Annotated in this window: 16 protein-coding genes, 1 pseudogene and 1 riboswitch; of the genes and pseudogenes, 3 read left to right on the top strand and 14 right to left on the bottom strand. The window is 72.8% G+C overall.

Annotated features, from left to right (window positions below; genetic code table 11):
* Positions 1 to 4: 4 nt before the first annotated feature.
* Genes WFK95_RS02470 through dacB form a run of 5 tightly spaced genes read right to left on the bottom strand, consistent with a single transcriptional unit; the run spans position 5 to position 5220 of the window.
* A complete protein-coding gene (locus WFK95_RS02470) occupies positions 5 to 1318 on the bottom strand; it encodes an amidase (RefSeq protein ID WP_224645952.1) in 1314 nt (437 codons plus the stop codon).
* The gene (hpt, locus tag WFK95_RS02465) at positions 1315 to 1881 is read right to left on the bottom strand and encodes a hypoxanthine phosphoribosyltransferase (protein ID WP_068524691.1); all 567 of its coding nucleotides are present in this window, start codon (positions 1879 to 1881) and stop codon (positions 1315 to 1317) included. Before hpt ends, WFK95_RS02470 begins: the two co-directional genes overlap by 4 nt.
* The gene (gene tilS / locus WFK95_RS02460; protein WP_224645951.1) at positions 1878 to 2834 is read right to left on the bottom strand and encodes a tRNA lysidine(34) synthetase TilS; all 957 of its coding nucleotides are present in this window, start codon (positions 2832 to 2834) and stop codon (positions 1878 to 1880) included. The genes hpt and tilS overlap by 4 nt, the downstream gene beginning before the upstream one ends.
* On the bottom strand, positions 2813 to 3859 hold the full coding sequence (locus WFK95_RS02455; protein WP_336669781.1) for a zinc-dependent metalloprotease: 1047 nt from the start codon (positions 3857 to 3859) through the stop codon (positions 2813 to 2815). Before WFK95_RS02455 ends, tilS begins: the two co-directional genes overlap by 22 nt.
* Entirely contained in the window at positions 3850 to 5220 is a 1371-nt protein-coding gene (dacB, locus tag WFK95_RS02450; RefSeq protein WP_336669780.1) for a D-alanyl-D-alanine carboxypeptidase/D-alanyl-D-alanine endopeptidase, read from the bottom strand. Before dacB ends, WFK95_RS02455 begins: the two co-directional genes overlap by 10 nt.
* A gap of 107 nt (positions 5221 to 5327) precedes the next feature.
* Here dacB and WFK95_RS02445 point away from each other — a divergent pair, with 107 nt between their 5' ends.
* The gene (locus tag WFK95_RS02445; RefSeq protein ID WP_068523642.1) at positions 5328 to 5831 is read left to right on the top strand and encodes an inorganic diphosphatase; all 504 of its coding nucleotides are present in this window, start codon (positions 5328 to 5330) and stop codon (positions 5829 to 5831) included.
* A 68-nt stretch (positions 5832 to 5899) separates the two neighbouring features.
* Here the strand turns inward: WFK95_RS02445 and WFK95_RS02440 are convergent, their stop codons facing one another.
* The 7 genes and pseudogenes from WFK95_RS02440 to WFK95_RS02410 form a co-directional block, all read right to left on the bottom strand.
* Positions 5900 to 6574 (bottom strand): hypothetical protein, encoded by a 675-nt coding sequence (locus tag WFK95_RS02440; RefSeq protein ID WP_336669779.1) that lies wholly within the window; start codon positions 6572 to 6574, stop codon positions 5900 to 5902.
* A gap of 35 nt (positions 6575 to 6609) precedes the next feature.
* Positions 6610 to 7728, bottom strand: a complete 1119-nt coding sequence (locus WFK95_RS02435; protein WP_224646036.1) for a tRNA-ribosyltransferase family protein — start codon at positions 7726 to 7728, stop codon at positions 6610 to 6612.
* A gap of 282 nt (positions 7729 to 8010) precedes the next feature.
* Positions 8011 to 9672, bottom strand: a pseudogene (locus tag WFK95_RS02430) (MDR family MFS transporter); the annotation flags it as partial.
* Positions 9669 to 10145 carry a MarR family winged helix-turn-helix transcriptional regulator gene (locus WFK95_RS02425; protein ID WP_224645947.1) on the bottom strand — a complete coding sequence of 159 codons (477 nt, stop codon included), beginning with the start codon at positions 10143 to 10145 and terminating at the stop codon, positions 9669 to 9671. The pseudogene WFK95_RS02430 and the gene WFK95_RS02425, both read right to left, overlap by 4 nt.
* Before the next feature lie 104 nt (positions 10146 to 10249).
* Positions 10250 to 10732, bottom strand: coding sequence for a YbaK/EbsC family protein (locus WFK95_RS02420; protein WP_224645946.1), 483 nt, complete (start codon positions 10730 to 10732; stop codon positions 10250 to 10252).
* Positions 10733 to 10755: 23 nt separating this feature from the next.
* Positions 10756 to 11142, bottom strand: coding sequence for a hypothetical protein (locus WFK95_RS02415; RefSeq protein WP_224645945.1), 387 nt, complete (start codon positions 11140 to 11142; stop codon positions 10756 to 10758).
* Between the two features lie 14 nt (positions 11143 to 11156).
* Positions 11157 to 12440 (bottom strand): aminotransferase class V-fold PLP-dependent enzyme, encoded by a 1284-nt coding sequence (locus WFK95_RS02410; protein WP_336669778.1) that lies wholly within the window; start codon positions 12438 to 12440, stop codon positions 11157 to 11159.
* A gap of 53 nt (positions 12441 to 12493) precedes the next feature.
* Positions 12494 to 12605: riboswitch (SAM riboswitch) on the bottom strand.
* Positions 12606 to 12689: 84 nt separating this feature from the next.
* Here WFK95_RS02410 and WFK95_RS02405 point away from each other — a divergent pair.
* Positions 12690 to 13475 (top strand): HAD-IIA family hydrolase, encoded by a 786-nt coding sequence (locus WFK95_RS02405; protein WP_161499513.1) that lies wholly within the window; start codon positions 12690 to 12692, stop codon positions 13473 to 13475.
* A 22-nt stretch (positions 13476 to 13497) separates the two neighbouring features.
* Here the strand turns inward: WFK95_RS02405 and WFK95_RS02400 are convergent, their stop codons facing one another.
* Entirely contained in the window at positions 13498 to 14664 is a 1167-nt protein-coding gene (locus tag WFK95_RS02400; protein WP_336669777.1) for an RtcB family protein, read from the bottom strand.
* A gap of 242 nt (positions 14665 to 14906) precedes the next feature.
* On the opposite strand from WFK95_RS02400, the gene WFK95_RS02395 reads away from it, so the two are divergent.
* Complete coding sequence (locus tag WFK95_RS02395; RefSeq protein WP_336669776.1) at positions 14907 to 15578, top strand: copper homeostasis protein CutC; 672 nt, start codon at positions 14907 to 14909, stop codon at positions 15576 to 15578.
* Positions 15579 to 15583: 5 nt separating this feature from the next.
* Here WFK95_RS02395 and WFK95_RS02390 read toward each other — a convergent pair whose 3' ends face one another.
* A complete protein-coding gene (locus WFK95_RS02390) occupies positions 15584 to 16789 on the bottom strand; it encodes an O-succinylhomoserine sulfhydrylase (RefSeq protein ID WP_336669775.1) in 1206 nt (401 codons plus the stop codon).
* Between the last annotated feature and the right edge of the window lie 4 nt (positions 16790 to 16793).

The raw sequence follows: 16793 nt of genomic DNA, 5'->3' as shown, positions 1-16793 counted from the left end.
GCCCTCAGACCTCGATCTTCGCGGCCAGCGCGAGCAGGTCCGCCTCGCCGCCGGGGCGGGCGACGAGCTGCACGCCCTCGCCGAGGAAGGGCACCGTCATCGCAGGCCAGCCGACGAGGTTCCACAGCGGCGGGTACGGCGCGTAGGCGAGGCTGGGGATCGCGCTGGCGGCCCAGGGCAGCTCGGCGTACCGGCGGGCGGGCGCGGGCCGGCGGGCCAAGGCGGGCGTCACGAGCACGTCGACGCCCTCCGCGGCGAAGAACCGCTCGAGCGAACTCTCGAGCCGGGCCGCGTCGGCGGGCCGGACCAGGCCGCGGCGCGCGACGGCCCGGCCGAGGGCGGCGTGCCGGCGAGTGCGGGCCTGCAGGAGCAGAGGGTTCGCCCCGCGGGCGACGATGTCGTCGGCGTCGGTCGCGGCGGCGGCCGCCCACCGGGCGAGCAGCGGCAGCGGCGACGCGGGGTACGGCACCTTCACGTCGCGGACCGCGTGCCCGCTCTCGGCGAGCCGATCCGCGGCGCCGCGCACGGCCCGCGTGATCGCGCGGGAGGTGAACGTCAGGGCCGTGGGCCGATTGAGGCCGAGCCCCACGCGCAGGCCGGCGCCGTCGCCGACGGTCGCGAGCTCGGGGCGCCCGGCGAGCACGGACAGGCCGAGGGCCGCGTCCTCGACGGTGCGCGTCATCGGCCCGTTCTCGGACATGCCGAACCAGTTCGTGGGCCCGAGCTGCGCGGGCACGACGCCGCGGCCGGGCTTGATCGCGACGATGCCGGTGCAGGCCGCGGGGCCGCGCAGCGAGCCGAGGCCGTCGTTGCCGTGCGCGAGCGCGACATGGCCCGCGGCCACGACGGCGGCGCTGCCGCCGGAGCTGCCGCCCGCGGTGCGGCCGGGCCGGTGCGGGTTGCCGACGACCTCGCGGGCGTCGTCCGTCATGGCCCACAGGCAGAGCTCGGGGACGCGCGTCAGGCCGACCACGACGGCGCCGGCGGCGCGCAGCCGCTTCACCACGGGGTGGTCGGCCTGCTCGATCGGCAGCCCCGCGCCGCAGGCCTCGGAGACCCCGTCGAGCGTCCGGTGGCCGGAGACGGCGACGTTGTCCTTGATCGCGATGGGCACGCCGGCGAGCGGCAGCGAGTACCGGTCGGACCGCGCGTCGACCGCGGCGGCCTCGGCGAGCGCCTGCTCGGGGCGCAGCACGCGCCAGCCGTGCACGGCGGCGTCGTCACCGATGCGGGCCAGCGCCTGACGGGTGGCGTCGACGGCGGTGAGCCGGCCCGATCGCACCCGCTCCGCAGTGGCCGCAGCGGTGAGCAGGGTCATTCGCTGTAGACCTTGGGCTCCAGCACGCCGATGTACGGCATATCGCGGTAACGCTCGGCGTAGTCCAGGCCGTAGCCGACGACGAACTCGTTGGGGATGTCGAAGCCGACCCACTTCACGTCGACCTCCACGCGCACGGCGTCGGGCTTGCGCAGCAGGGTGACGACCTCGAGCGAGTTCGGCTGCCGGGTCGCGAGGTTGCGCAGCAGCCAGCTCAGGGTGAGGCCGGAGTCGATGATGTCCTCGACGATGAGCACGTCGCGGCCGGCGATGTCGCGGTCGAGGTCCTTGAGGATCCGCACCACGCCGGAGCTCGACGTCGACGAGCCGTAGCTGGACACCGCCATGAACTCGAGCTGGGTGGGCACGGGCAGCGCCCGGGCCAGGTCGGTCACGAACATGACCGCGCCCTTGAGGACGGTGATCAGCAGGAGGTCGGTCTCCCGATCGCCGTACTCCTCCGCGATCTGCGCCGCGAGCTCCGCGGTCCGCTGCTTGATCTGCTCCTCGGAGAGGACCACCGAGGCGATGTCTCCCGCGTACAACTCACCAGTGCCGTTCACCACGCTCTCAGGATGCCACCTGCCCGCTGCACTTGCAGCCGCCGCCCCGCACTTCCGCCCGGGATCGCCGTCGGGCCCTGCCCGCGCCAGTCGGTGACGAGGGCGTCGACGGCCGCGAGGTGGGCGGCCGTGAGGGCACGCGCGCCGCACCCGGCGAGCCAGGTCCGCAGCACCCGGACCCGCAGGGCCGCAGGCAGTCCCGCGATCTCGTCCACCGCCAGCTCGGGGCCCGACGGTGCCGGGGCCAGCGCGTCGAGCGCGTCGTTGTCGGCGCGCAGCGAGGCGGCGGTGCGGGCGAGGGACTCGGCCACTCCCCCGCCGAGCACGTCCTCGAGGAGCGGCAGTACCTCGCTCCGCACCCGCACGCGGGTGTACCTCGGGTCGAGGTTGTGCGGGTCCTCCCACGGGGTGAGCCCCAGCTCCGCGCACGCGGCCCGGGTGTCGGCGCGGCGCACGCCCAGCAGCGGGCGGCCGTACGGCGTGGCCCAGGCCGCCATCCCGGCGAGCGAGCGCGCCCCGCTGCCCCGGCCGAGGCCCAGCAGCACCGTCTCCGCCTGATCGTCGAGGGTGTGCCCGAGCAGCACCGGGGCGCCGTCACGGGCGGCGTCGAGGGCTGCGTACCGGGCTACGCGGGCGGCGGCCTCGGGCCCGCCGGCACCGTCGACCACGACGGGGAGGACGTCGGCCCGGCGCGCCCCGAGGTCGCGGGCGGTCGCGGCGGCGGTCGCGGCCACGGCGGCGGAGCCCTCCTGCAGTCCGTGGTCGACGACGAGGGCGATCACGTCGAGGCCCTCCGCGAGAGCGCCGGTGAGCAGGGCGAGGGAATCCGAGCCGCCGGAGAGGGCGACGGCCACCGTCGGGCCCGATCCGTGGGCGGCGTGCCAGGCCCGGACCGCGTGCCGCACGCGCAGCGCCGCCGGCCCGGGGCGGCTCACAGGACCCGGGCGATCCATCGCTGCGGCTCGTCGAGCTCGTCGGGCAGCGGCAGCGTCTCGGGGCCGGTCCACACGCGGTTGAACCGCTCCATGCCCACCTCGGCGACCACGGCGTCCACGAACTTCTTGCCCCGCACGTACTGCGCGATCTTCGCGTCCATGCCCATCAGGGCGCGCAGGAGCCGCTGGAACGGGTTCGACGGTGCCGCGCGCCGCCGGTCGAAGGCGGCGCGGATGGTCGCGACGGTGGGGATCACGGCGGGCCCGGCGGCGTCCATGACGTGGTCGGCGTGGCCCTCGAGCAGGGTGCCGAGCATGAGCAGCCGCTCCACCGCGGCGAACTGTTCTGGCGGGGCGGCGATCTCGAGCACGCCGATGATGCCGCTGTTGCGGGCGCCGCCGGACAACGCCCGCCGGGTGCGGGCCAGGAGATCGCCGACGGAGCCTGCGCCGGCCGTCCCGGCGAGCGCGGCGACGTTCTCCCGCATGTAGTCCCGCAGCCACGGATTCGCGGCGAACTGCACGCGATGGGTCACCTCGTGCAGGCACACCCACATGCGGAAGTCCTCGGGCCGCAGCCGCAGCGCCCGCTCGACGGCGAGCACGTTGGGCACGACGAGCAGCAACTCGCCGCCGGCGACGCCGAACGGGTCGTACTGGCCCAGAACCGATCCGGAGACCATCCCGAGCATGGCACCGGCCTGCACGCCCGCGAGGCGGGCGCCGAGGCCGGGGTGCCCCGCATCGTCGGGTTCGATGAGCGCCTCCATCGACCGGGCGGCCGCAGAGACCCATGCGCGCCGGTCCACCGTGCGGGCGGGCGGCACCGCTCCCGGGGTGACGAGGCCGGTGACGCGCAGGACGTGCTCCTCCGCGGCGACGGCGTCCGCGAGCAGTTCCTCAGCGGCGCGCTCGCGCGTGTAGGCGGTGGTGGCGGGGCCGTCGCCGAGGACGCCCGCCACCCGGCGGCCGGACGCCGCGGCGAGCGCCCAGTCCACCTGCGCGCGTACCGACTTCGGCTCGTCCATGGCGATCAGCGGCACCCGCAGCCGCGAAGCGCGGCGGTCACGGCGTCCATGGCGGGCCGGGCCACGTCGACCGGCGTACCGGAGGACATGAGCGTGAAGGTGAGGACCGCACCGTCGCGCCCGGGGACGTAGCCGGCGAGCGTGGAGACGCCCGACAGGCTTCCCGTCTTGGCGCGGACGTAGCCGGCGCCGAGGCGGTTGACGGTGGTGTACCGGTCGGCGAGCGTGCCGGTGGCGGCGGCGACCGGCAGCAGGTCCAGCAGGGGGCGCAGCTGCGGCTTGCCCGTTCCGGCGGCGGCGGTGACGATGCCGTCGAGCATCGTCGCGGGGATGCGGTTGGCGTTGGACAGGCCGCTGGTGTCGGAGAGTTCGACGCCGGTGAGGTCGAAGCCGGCGTTCCGGAGCGCCCCGGTCACCGCGCGGGCGGCACCGTCGAAGGAGGCGGGCTGGTTCGTGGCGAGCGCGACCTCGCGGCCGATGGCCTCGGCGAGCACGTTGTCGGAGTGCACCAGTGCGTCGTGCAGCCGGGTGCTGAGCGGGGCGCTGCGGACGGCGGCGAGTTGCGTCGCGCCCTGGGACGCGGTCCCCTCGGCGACGGCGGTCGGCGGCAGGCCGAGCGCGGCGGCGAGGGCGCGGCCGGCGGTCAGCGCGGGGTCGGTGACGCGGGGCGAGTAGTCCTCGGCCGGCCGGATGCGGCCGGAGTCGGCGATGAGCGACTGCAACGGGGTGATGTCGCCGCCCGCGATGTCGGCGCGCTCCCAGCCGCGGGCGAAGTCGGTGCCGGTGAACAGCGAGGTGTCGACGACGACCTTGGTGACCGTCGTGCCCGCGCGGCGGATCTGCGCGGCGAGGTCGGCGATCTTCGGCGCGTCCGTGAAGAGCGACGGTCCGCCGGCGCGCAGCGTCGGATCGCCCGCGCCGACGAGGACGACCTCGCCGGGGACGGCGCCCGCGACCACGGTGGTGGTGATCCGCTTGTCGGCGGGCAGGGTCAGCAGCGCGGCGGCGGCGGTGAGCACCTTGGTGGTCGACGCCGGGGTGCGGGGGCGGGTGGCGTCCCGCTGCCACAGCACCTGCCCGGTGCCCGCGTCGGCGATGACGCCGGTGAAGTCGCCCAGGTCGGGATTACGCAGGGCCGCCTCGATCTGGGCGGTGATCCCAGCGGCGCTCGGCGCGACGGTGCCCGCGACCTGCGCGATCGCGGGACTGTAGGGCGCCTCGGCGGGGCGCGGCGGCACGGTGTCCGCCACGGCCTGCCGGTCACGGTAGACGCCGTACCCCAGGGTGGCCGCGACGGCGCCGCCGACGACCAGCGCCAGCACGACCACGGTGATCGCGAGGCGCAGGAGGGTCCGTCGAATCCGCGAGCGTCGCACCGCACCACCCTAACGGCAGCCCGGAACCGGGAGCGGAGTGAGCGGGTCGGACCGGGTTCGCAAAGGGTATCCTCGTCGTGCATGGTTGACGCGAGCGAAGGGAAACAATGAGCGTCGAATTCGAGGTCACCGTCGAGATCGCCAAGGGCTCGCGGAACAAGTACGAGGTGGACCACAAGACGGGCCGGCTCAAGCTGGACCGTTATCTGTACACGGCCTTCGGCTACCCCACCGACTACGGCTACATCGAGGACACCCTGGGTGAGGACGGCGACCCGCTGGACGCGCTCGTGCTGCTGCAGGAGTCGGTGATCCCCGGATCGCTGGTCGACTGCCGCGCCGTCGCGATGTTCAAGATGGAGGACGAGAAGGGCGGCGACGACAAGGTGCTCGTCGTGCCCGCCGGCGATCCCCGCTGGGACTCGGTCCAGGACATCGGCGACATCGACAAGTTCGAGTTGGACGCCATCGAGCACTTCTTCGTCCACTACAAGGACCTCGAGCCCGGCAAGTTCGTCAAGGGCTCGACCTGGGTGGGCAAGAAGGAGGCCGAGGAGGAGATCGCCCGGTCGATCGCCCGCGCCGAGACCGCCGGGTCCGACGCGCACTGACACCGTGAGACGCGAAGCGGCGGCGAGGATCTCCTCGCCGCCGCTTCGCGTCTGTCCGGGCTTGCGGGCTACAGCTTGCCGGCGACGCGCCCCAGGATCTCCTCGAAGCCGGCCTGGTCGATCTTGCCGTCGGCCCCCGGGTTGGCGGTGACCATCGCGACCACGCCGCCCTTGCTGAAGTAGGCGGTGCGGGCGCCGGCGGACTGCCCGCTGATCGTGCGGGTCATCTCGAGCACGAAGCCCGTGCCGCCGACGTTCGCGGGCAGGTCCTTGCGGACGGCGGTCTGGGTCAGCGCATCGCCGTACTTCACGGTCGCGCACTCCCCTGTGCCGGCGGCCTCGAAGACGTCCAGGCGCGCCGAGCCCGGCAGCAGCGTGACGCCGTAGACGGCGGCGTCGCCCTTCGCGATGTTCTGCTGGACGCCGAACTTGATCGTCTCCACGACCTCCTGCTGCGCGGCGACGTTCTTGTCCTTGCAGGCCGCGGGCGTGATCTGCGCCGCCTGCACCTGGCCGACGGAGTTCATGGCGCCCTGGAAGGCGTCGTCGCTCGACACGGTGGTCAGGGTCAGCCCCGCGGGCAGGTCAGCCTGGGCGAGCGCCTTCGACGGCACGTCGACGTCCGGGGCGGCGGACGACGGTGCCGTCTCGTCGCCGCTCCCGCCGCAGCCGGCGAGCAGGAGGCCCGACGCGGCGAGCGCCGCGAGGATGCCGAGGGAACGGGTCTGGTCACTGCGGCGCAACGGCTTTCTCCTGCCGATCGGGGTAGCGGATCGGGCTAGACCTTACCGAACCGCCGCAGGAACGACGCGGTGAAGGCCGGGTAACCCCCGTCGCGGATCGCGCGGCGCGCGGCCGCGGCGAGGGACACGAAGAAGTGCTCGTTGTGCAGGGTGCACAGCGTCACGGCGAGGCCCTCGTTCGCGGCGAAGAGGTGGTGCACGTAGGCGCGGGTGAAGGCGTCCGTCCGGTTGGGCCCGCCCGGGCGCCCCTCGGCGGGATCGAGCGGCCGGAAGTCCGCGCGCAGCGCGGGATCGGTGACGTCGAGGACGCCCGTCGAGGTGTAGACGCGGCCCTCGGCGCCGGCCCGCGCGGGCTCGGTGCCGTCGAGCAGGTCCACGCCCGCCTCGATCGCGGCCAGCAGATCCGCCGGGCCGGTGATGCCGCCGAGGTAGCGCGGGCGGTCCGTCTCGAGCTCGCCGACGACGGCGCGCAGCAGCGCGGTCTCGTGGGCGGGGGCACCGACGCCCTCGATCCGGTAGCCGCCGAAGCCCAGTCCGCCGGCCCGCCGATCCTCGTCCGCGAGCCTGCGCAGTGCGCGGGCCGCGGACCGTCGACGCTCGGGGTCCGCGCCGCCGGTCACCACGGCCCACAGCGAGAGGGCGTCGTGCCGGTCCGCGGTCTGCCAGGCGTGCTCGGCGAGGGCCCGGCGGGCCCAGCGCTCGGTGCGCGCGGGGTCCTCCGCGTCCGCGAGGGCGAAGGCGACGTCGAAGCCCATGCGGTGCGCGAGGCGGACCGTCTCCTCGGGGTCCCAGCGGTGTGGCGAGCCGTCGAGGCGGCCGCGGAAGGCGATGCCCTCGTCGGTGATCCGCGTCTTGCGCTGCTCCGCGACGGCGGCGACGCCGGTGTCGGCGATCGTGGGCGCCGCCCAGGCCATCGCGGCGCCGATGCCGCCGGCGCCCTCGATGACGTCGACACCGGGCTGCAGGTACAGCTCGTGCAGGTCGACGGTCAGCGCCGCGGCGCCGAGGTCGGTCAGCTCGCGCGGGGTGAGGCCGGCGATCGCGCCGCGGCTCGCCACCGGCACGTAGGCGGGCGTGGCGATCTCGCCGCGGGGCAGCACCATCCGGCCCGATCGGGCCCCGCCGGGACCGGTGGCTTCGACGGCGAAGCGCACGGAGTCGGTGGTGCCGGAGGCGCGCAGCCGGGTGTTGCCGGCGATCGCCCGGTAGCCGGTGCGCAGCTCGGCGAGTTCGGCGGCGAGCGAGGCGTTCTGGGCCCGGAGCTCGTCGATCTCGGAGCGGGAGGCCGCGGCCTGCGCGGGCGTGGGCGGTGTGGGGACGGGGCCGGTGGGCGGTTCGGTCACGATCTCCTCCGTCGCTGCTGTGCCCGCCACGGATGCCGCGGCGGCGCTGATCTCCGCGGTCTCGATGCTGTCAGGCGTCGCGGCGGCGCCGGCCTCTGGGGTGGTCGCCTCGATGGCCGGGGCGGTGCGCAGGGGCACCGCCTTCCAGAACAGTACGAGGACCAGGCCGATCGCCGCCAGCACGGTGACGGCGAGGAAGACCACGTCCATGGAGTCGGCGAACCCGGCCTTGAGCGGGTGCACCAGGGTGTCGGGCAGCTTCTGCAGCGCGGAGGTGTCGGACATGACGTCGCTGACGGCGCTGGAATCGCCGTGCACGAGCTTCGTGGCGAAGTCCTGCGCGGCCGGGCCGTCGTGGCCGGCGGCGGCGCGCTGGACGGCGGCCGTGTACTCGGGGTCCGCGGCCGCATCGGTCATGCGGCTGCTCATCTTGTGCGGCATCTGCGAGAACAGCACGGAGAGGAAGACCGCGACGCCCAGCGTGCCGCCGATCTGGCGGAAGAAGGTCGCGGCGGCGGTGGAGACGCCCATGTCGCGCGGCGGCAGGATGTTCTGCAGCGCCAGGGTGAGCGGCTGCATCAGGTTGCCGAGGCCGAAGCCGATCACGGCCGCACCCGCCATGACGTAGCCGATCTGCACGTCCGCGCTGATGTAGTGCATGCCGAACATGCCCGCGGTGAGCAGTACCGCGCCGATGATCGGGAAGACGCGGTAGCGGCCGGTGCGGGAGATCACCTGGCCGGCCAGGATCGAGCCGAGCATGAGGCCCGCGACCATCGGCAGCATGAGGAAGCCCGCCTTCGTCGGGCTGGCGCCGCGGACCACCTGGAAGTACTGGGGAAGCAGCGAGATCCCGCCGAACATCGCGGCGCCCACGACCATCGAGATGAGCACGCCCTGCGCGAAGATGACGTTCTTGAAGATGCGCAGCGGGATGATCGCGTCCTCGCCCATGTACTTCTCGATGGCGATGAACGCGACGACGCCGACCGCACCGATGGCGTAGCAGGCGATGGCCCGCGTCGAGCCCCAGCCCCACTCCTGGCCCTGCTCGGCGACGATGAGCAGCGGGACCAGGCCGACGGACAGCGCGACCGCGCCGAACCAGTCGATGCGGACGCCCTCGCGGCGGGTGTGCGGCAGGCGCAGCACGCGGGAGACGACGGCGAGCGCGACGATGCCGATCGGCACGTTCACCAGGAAGACCCAGCGCCAGCCGGCGATGCCGAGGATGTTGTCGGCGCCCGAGAACAGGCCGCCGAGCACGGGGCCGAGCACCGAGCTGGTGCCGAACACGGCGAGGAAGTAGCCCTGGTACTTGGCGCGCTCGCGGGGCGGCACGATGTCGCCGATGATGGTGAGCGCCAGCGACATCAGGCCGCCGGCGCCGAGGCCCTGGACCGCGCGGAAGGCGGCCAGCTCGTACATCGACGTGGCCGTGCTGCACAGCAGGGAGCCGATCACGAAGACCGTGATGGCGAACATGAAGAAGGGCTTGCGCCCGTAGATGTCCGACAGCTTGCCGTACAGCGGGGTGACGATCGTCGAGGTGATGAGGTACGCCGTGGTGACCCACGCCTGCAGCTTGTAGCCGTTGAGATCGTCCGCGATGGTCCGGATCGCGGTGGAGACGATCGTCTGGTCGAGCGCGGCCAGGAACATGCCGGTCATGAGCCCCGACAGGATGTAGAGGATCTGCTTGTGCGTGAGGCCCGCGCCCGCGGTCTCCTCCTGCTGGACCGTCGCGGCGGTCACTCGCCTTCCCGCATCAGCTTGAGGGCCTGCTCGAACTGCACCAGCGCCCGGTTCCCGAGCGTCACGAACTGGTCGATCTCCTCGTCGGTCCACTGCTCCATGAGGGGCCGGAGCTTCTCGTTGCGCTGCTGCCGGATGAACTCGACCTTGGCCTCCCCCGCCTCCGTCGCGGAGACGAGCGCCGCCCGGCGATCCGAGGGATCGGCGGTGCGCTCGGCGTAGCCCAGGTTGGTCAGGGTGGTCACGTACCGGCTCGCGGTGGACGGGTCGGTGTGGATCTGGTCCGCGAGCACGGACGAGCGCATGGGCCCGCCCTTCACCAGGGCGAAGAGCGCGGTGTACGCCGCCAGTTCGACGCCGTCCGGCGCGACCGCGTGCCGCGTCATCACGGCGTGCCGCTCCTTGAGCCGGGTGAGCTCGGCGATCACGCCGACGATCCCCTCGATCCGGTCCGCCCGTTCCTCGTCCGTCATCACGCCTCCGCAGGTCCCGTCCGCCCACGTCGCCGTGTTCGGACATGCAAAACTACGTGCAGCCTACAACTATTAGGAGAACTAGTCGACTCGGGCGAACCGGCCTATGCCGCCGATGTCGTGACGATTCTGGCACCCGTGAGCGCCACGAGCGCGGCGAAGTCGGTGCGGAAGATCGTGTCGTGCGTCCCGGCCGCGGCGTACAGGTCCGGATAGCCGGCGAGCGACTCGTCGATGACGGTGACCACCGGCCGCGGATGCCCGACGGGCGAGACGCCGCCGATGACCTGGCCGGTCGCGGCGGCCACGTCGTCCGGCTTCGCGCGGGTGATCGCGCCGTAGCCGAGTCGAGTGGCGAGGCCGTCGGTGTCCACGCGGTGCCGCCCGCTCGAGAGGACGAGCAGCGGCGCACCGTCGGCCAGGAAGACGAGGCTGTTGGCGATCGCGCCCACCTCGCAGCCGAGCGCCGCCGCGGCCTCCGCGGCGGTCTTGGCACCGTCCGGCACGAGGCGGACGGTGTCCGGGTGCCCCGCGGCGGCCAGGGCCGCGCGGACGGTCTCGGTGCGGGCGGAGTACTGCTCGGTCACGCCGATCAGTATGCCCGCCCCCGCTACGCGGCGAGCAGGGTGGCGATGAGGTCCTTGGTGCGCGCCCCGCCGACGGGGCGCAGCACGACGGCGTCGGCGACCTCGGCCGCGTAGACGTCCTCGATCAGGGACTTCAGGCCCGACGGGGTGCCGATGTACGTGATGCCCTGCGGCGCGGCGCCGCTCGGGGCGTAGCTGGCGCGGGCGTCGGCGGCGCGCTCGTCGATCACCACGTCGACCTCGAGCGCGACCGCGCCCGGCTCCCGCCCGGCGCGCTCGGCCTCGGCGCGCAGGTAGCCGCGCTCCCGCTGGGCGATGCGCAGGTCGGCGGCGCGTACGCGGGTCAGGTGCGAGGCCTCGGGCTCACCGTCGACGGTGACCACCAGTGCGGGGCGGGAGACGGTCGTCATGGATTCCTCCGGGTTCAGTTCGCTCGTGCGGACAGGTCTTCGAGGGCGCGCGCCAGGCGGCGCACGTCGTGCTCGCTCGTGCCGAGGCCGATGCTCGCGCGGACGGCGCCGTCGTAGCATCCCAATCGGTTAACGACGGGGTGGGCGCAGAACTTCCCGTCGCGCACGCCGATCCCGTGCTCGGACGAGAGGAACTCGGCGACCTCGCGGGGCGTGCGGCCGTCCACGGTGAAGGCGACGATGCCCACCCGCTCGGTGGAGTCGGCCCAGATCTTCAGCGTGCGGACACCGTCGATGCCCTCGAGCGAACGCAGCAGCAGGTCGGTGAGGAAGCGCTCGTGCCGGGCGATGGCGTCCTCGCCGAGGCGCTCGATGGCCTCGCACGCGGCGGCGATGGCGACCGCGCCCAGGACGTTGGGCGAACCGGCCTCGTGCCGCGCGGGGCCGATGTGCCAGGCGACCTCGACGGACTTCGAGACGGGCGTGCCGATCACCTCGTAGCTGGCGCCGCCGCCGCAGCGGACGGGCTCGGCCTCGTCGAACCAGTCGGCGCGGCCGACGAGCACGCCGGAGCCGAAGGGCGCGTACAGCTTGTGCCCCGAGAAGGCGAGGTAGTCGACGCCGCTCTCGCGCAGCGAGATCCGACGGTGCGGGACCAGCTGGGCACCGTCGACCGCGATGCGCGCGCCGTGCCGATGGGCGAGCGCGGCGAGCCGGCGGATCGGCAGCACCTCGCCGGTGACGTTGGACGCGCCGGTCACGCTGACCAGGGCCGCGGGGCGCGCGCGGAGCTCCTTCTCGAGCACCTCGAGGGTGCCCTCGATCGACAGCGGAGCGGAGATCACGCGGGCCCCGATCCGCTTCCACGGCAGCAGGTTCGCGTGGTGCTCGCAGTCGAGGACCACGACCTCGCCGGGGACGCAGCCCGCGAGCAGGTTGATCGAGTCGGTGGTGTTGCCGGTGAAGATCACGTGGTCGTCGGCGCGGGCGCCCACGAACTCGGCGACGACCTCGCGGGCCCGCTCGTAGCGGGAGGTGGAGCGCTGCGAGAGGTAGCCGGCGCCGCGGTGCACGCTCGCGTACTCGCCCAGCGCCTCCTGGACCGCGGCCTGCACCTCGACCAGGGCCGGCGCGCTCGCGGCGTAGTCGAAGTTGGCGTAGCGGACCGTCGCGCCGTCGGTGAGCGGGGCGTACTCGTCGGCGCCGGTCACGGCGGCGAGGGGGCCCAGCGACAGCGGGGTGCTGCGGACCGTCGGGGTGAGGCAGACGGCGGTGCGCTCGGTGGTGGCGATGCTCATGAGAGATGTCCTTCGGTATGAGGACGCACGGCACCCGTTTCCGACGTGCCGCGAATCCGCGCTTGCCGCACTCGTTCGGTGCGGCCAGGTCGTCACCCGGAGCACCCCACCGCGGAGGAGGGTTGCCGACCAGCGAGCCGGGGCTTGTCGCTGGCACTCATGACCTGCGTCGAGAATGCCCTGTCGTGGCGCCCGTCGTCAAGGTTCGAATCACGGCGACGCGAAACCGCCGGGAGTAGATTCGCGGGCATGAGCGAGTGGACGTACCTGATGGACATGGACGGGGTGCTGGTCCACGAGGAGCACCTCATCCCCGGCGCCGACGCGTTCATCGCGGAGCTGACGGCCGCCGGGACGCCGTTCATGGTGCTCACCAACAACTCGACGCGCACGCCGCGCGACCTGCGCGCGCGCCTGGTCGCCACCGGGCTCGACATCCCCGAGTCGCGGATCTGGACCTCCGCGCTCGCCACCGCGAAGTTCCTCCAGGATCAGCGGCCGAACGGCACGGCCTACGTGGTCGGCGAGTCGGGCCTGACCACGGCGCTGCACGACGCGGGCTACGTGCTCACCGACAACGATCCCGACTACGTGGTGCTCGGCGAGACCCGCACGTACTCGTTCGAAGCGATCACCACGGCGATCCGGCTCATCGACCGCGGCTCGCGCTTCATCGCGACGAACCCGGACCCGACGGGGCCGTCGCGCGACGGGCTGCTGCCGGCGACCGGTGCCGTGGCCGCCCTGATCCGCGAGGCCACGGGCCGCTCCCCCTACTACGTGGGCAAGCCGAACTCGCTGATGATGCGGTCGGCGTTGCGCGCGCTCGGGGCGCACTCCGCGGACACGCTGATGATCGGCGACCGGATGGATACCGACATCGTCTGCGGCCTGGAGGCGGGCCTGCGCACCATCCTCGTGCTCACCGGCATCTCCACCCGCGAGTCGGTGACCGCCTACCCGTACCGCCCTACCCGCACCATCGATTCCGTCGCCGACCTCGTCGGTCACACGGAGGACCCGTTCCCCGGCTGAGAGCACCCAGCCGGGGAACGAGTCACTGCCCCTTGACGTTGACGATCTGACGCAGGACGGCGCGGACCGTGACCAACTGCTCCGCGTCGGCCATCACCCGGTCGATCGGCTTGTAGGCCTGCGGGATCTCGTCGATGAAGTCGGGGCTGTCGCGGAACTCGATGCCCGCCATGGCCTCCCGCAGCTGCTCGTGCGTGAAGGCCCTGCGCGCCGCGGACCGGGAGTACTCCCTGCCCGCGCCGTGCGGCGAGCTGTTCAGCGACGGGGCGAAGCCCTTGCCCTCGACGATGTACGACGCGGTGCCCATCGAGCCCGGGATGAGGCCGAGCTTGCCCTCGGTGGCCTCGATCGCACCCTTCCTCGACACCCACACTTCCTTGCCGAAGTGCTTCTCGCGCTTGGTGAAGTTGTGGTGGCAGTTGATCCGCTCGGCCTCCACGACAGGTGTGCCCACCCACTCGCCGAGCTGCCGGATCACCCGGTCCATCATCTCCTCACGGTTGAGCAACGCGAAGTGCTGCGCCCACGTCAGCTCGGCGATGTACCGGCGGAACTCGGGCGTGCCCTCCACGAGGTAGGCCAGGTCCGGATCCGGCAGCTCGATCCACCACTGCTTGCACAGGCGCGTGGCCACGGCGATGTGGTGCTGGGCGATCTTGTTGCCCACGCCGCGAGAGCCGGAGTGCAGGAACGCCCAAACCCGCTGGTCGGCGTCGATACTTAGCTCTGCGAAATGATTTCCTCCGCCGAGCGTGCCCAACTGAAGCTTCCAGTTCCCGGCGTACTGGGCCGGGTTGAAGTCCGCCCGCTCGGCGAGCGTCTCCAGCTCCGCGATCCGGGGCTCCGCCGTGGCCACGACCTTCTTGTTGTAGCGGCCGGGCGAGAGCGGGATCGCTCGCTCGATGGCCTCGCGGACCGTCGCGCGGTCGTCGGGCAGGTCGGCCAGCGTGAACTGCGTGCGGACCGCGATCATGCCGCAGCCGATGTCGACGCCGACCGCCGCGGGGATCACGGCGCCGAGGCTCGGGATGACCGAACCGACGGTGGCGCCCTTGCCCAGGTGGGCGTCGGGCATCAGCGCGATGTGAGGGTAGATGAACGGCAGCTTCGCCGTGGTGACCGCCTGCTCGCGGGTCTTCTCGTCCAGGATGGACGCCCACGAGACCAAGGACTTGCTGATCTTCTCCATGTCTTTCTCGTCTCGATGTGATGGTCACCGGTCCGAGAAGCCATGCGTCTGACGCATGGGCACCGAGCCGGCGGTGAAGCGACGGCCCGGGTTGCCGCAGGTTATGCGGGCACGCCGAACCGACGGCAGTAGCACTGCCGCAGCGATTCGGGGAGCCTGCGCATATCCATGCACGGCAGCGTATTCGGCCGCAACACTTCGGTCCATCGGATTTCCAGCGGCGCCTTTGGGAGACTCATTTCATGGCACTGCTCGAAGTGATCGCCCTGGATGCACGCGATGCCGTCGCCGCCCAGGAGGGCGGGGCGGACCGGGTGGAGCTGGTCGCGGACATGGCGGCGGACGGGCTGAGCCCCTCCCCCGCCACCGTCGCAGAGGTCCGTGCCGCCGTGGACATCCCGGTGCGCGTGATGCTCCGGCTCGTCGACGGATTCGCGCCCGGGGACCTCGGCGCGCTGCTGCGGCGCACCGTCGAGCTGAGAAGCGCTGGGGCGGAGGAGTTCGTGCTCGGCTTCCTCACCCCCGACGGCGCCGTGGATCCGCCGGCCGTGACGCGGGTCGTCGAGGCGATCGACGGCGCGCCGTGGACGTTCCACCGCGCGATCGACCACTGCGCGGACCGCTCCGCGCTCCGGGCCGCAGTGGCGGAGCTGCCGGGGCTCGACGGCTTCCTCACCGCGGGGGCGACCTCCGGCGTCGATCACGGCATCGCCACGCTGGTCGCGGAAGCGTCTGGACCGCAACGGATCCTGGCCGGCGGCGGCCTGCGCCTCGATCACCTGCCGCCACTCATGCAGGCAGGAATCGACGCCTTCCACATCGGCAGTGCCGCGCGGCCACAGGGGTGGATGTCGCCGGTGTCAGCAGAGGCCGTGCGGACGTGGCGCGCCGCCGTCGACGATCAGAGGCCCTGAGTGGCTCAGCCCAGGGCCTGATCCAGATCGGCGATGAGGTCGTCGACGTTCTCCAGCCCCACGGACAGGCGCAGCATCGAATCGGTGAGCCCGATCTTCGCGCGACCCTCCGGCCCCGTCGCGCGATGCGTCGTGGTGGCGGGGTGGGTGATCAGCGACTTGGCGTCGCCGAAGTTGTTGGAGATGTCGATGACCTGCAGCCGGTTGAGGAACTCGAAGGCCCGCGCCTTCCCTGCGGCCGAAGCGGAATCGGCCAGCTCGAGGGTGATCACGGTGCCGCCGGCCTTCATCTGGGCCTTCGCCAGCTCGTGCTGCGGGTGCGAGGGCAGGAAGGGGAAGAGCACCTTCGAGACGCGGGGGTCGGCGTCGAGGAACTCGGCGACCTTCTGCGCGTTCGCGCTCACGCGCTCGGCCCGCAGGTCCAGCGTCTCCAGCGCCTTGAGCAGCACCCAGGCGTTGAACGGCGCCATCGCGGGGCCCGTGTGCCGCATCAGCTGCTTCACCGGACCGTCGATGTAGTCGAACCGGCCGAGGATCGCGCCGCCCATGACGCGGCCCTGGCCGTCCATCGTCTTGGTGGAGGAGTGCACGATCACGTCGGCGCCCATCCCGAGCGAATCCTGGTAGCCGACCGGCGTGAAGCCGGCGTCGAGGACGACCTGCGCGCCCGCGGCATGCGCCAGCGAGGCCACGGCGCGCACGTCGACGAGCCCCTGCATCGGGTTCGCGGGGGTCTCGAAGAAGACGGCCTGGGTGGGGACGCTGAGCGCCTCCTCCCACTGGGCGAGGTCCTCGCCGTCGACGAAGACGGTCTCGATGCCCCAGCGCGGCAGGATCTCGTTGCACACGACGTAGCAGGATCCGAACAGCGAGCGGGCCGCGACGAGGCGGTCGCCGGCCTGCAGCAGCGCGCCGAGCGCGGTGAAGACGGCCGACATGCCGGAGGCGGTGGCGAAGCAGGCCTCGGCGCCCTCCAGGAGGCGCAGGCGCTCCTGGAACATGGCCACCGTCGGGTTGCCGTAGCGCGAGTAGACGAACCGGTCGATGTCGCCGTTGAAGGCGGCCTCTGCGGCCTCGGCGCTCTCGTAGGTGTAGCCCGAGTTCAGGAAGAGCGCCTCGGAGGTCTCCTCGTAGTTCGTGCGCAGGACGCCGCCGCGCACCGCGTACGTCTCGGGCCGCAGGCCGTCGGGCAGGGGGCTGAACTCCGTCATGGCT

The sequence above is a fragment of the Tsukamurella sp. USMM236 genome (assembly GCF_037148755.1).
Taxonomy (GTDB): Bacteria; Actinomycetota; Actinomycetes; order Mycobacteriales; family Mycobacteriaceae; genus Tsukamurella.
Note: the sequence above shows the minus strand (reverse complement) of the source record. Positions and strands in the feature narration are given on the sequence as shown.

Excerpts from the sequence above, each read along its gene's own strand:
- WFK95_RS02470 (WP_224645952.1), bottom strand. The coding sequence starts at position 1,318 with ATGACCCTGCTCACCGCTGCGGCCACTGCGGAGCGGGTGCGATCGGGC.
- tilS (WP_224645951.1), bottom strand. The coding sequence starts at position 2,834 with ATGGATCGCCCGGGTCCTGTGAGCCGCCCCGGGCCGGCGGCGCTGCGC.
- WFK95_RS02445 (WP_068523642.1), top strand. The coding sequence starts at position 5,328 with ATGAGCGTCGAATTCGAGGTCACCGTCGAGATCGCCAAGGGCTCGCGG.
- WFK95_RS02425 (WP_224645947.1), bottom strand. The coding sequence starts at position 10,145 with ATGACGGACGAGGAACGGGCGGACCGGATCGAGGGGATCGTCGGCGTG.
- WFK95_RS02415 (WP_224645945.1), bottom strand. The coding sequence starts at position 11,142 with ATGACGACCGTCTCCCGCCCCGCACTGGTGGTCACCGTCGACGGTGAG.
- WFK95_RS02410 (WP_336669778.1), bottom strand. The coding sequence starts at position 12,440 with ATGAGCATCGCCACCACCGAGCGCACCGCCGTCTGCCTCACCCCGACG.
- WFK95_RS02405 (WP_161499513.1), top strand. The coding sequence starts at position 12,690 with ATGAGCGAGTGGACGTACCTGATGGACATGGACGGGGTGCTGGTCCAC.
- WFK95_RS02400 (WP_336669777.1), bottom strand. The coding sequence starts at position 14,664 with ATGGAGAAGATCAGCAAGTCCTTGGTCTCGTGGGCGTCCATCCTGGAC.
- WFK95_RS02395 (WP_336669776.1), top strand. The coding sequence starts at position 14,907 with ATGGCACTGCTCGAAGTGATCGCCCTGGATGCACGCGATGCCGTCGCC.
- WFK95_RS02390 (WP_336669775.1), bottom strand. The coding sequence starts at position 16,789 with ATGACGGAGTTCAGCCCCCTGCCCGACGGCCTGCGGCCCGAGACGTAC.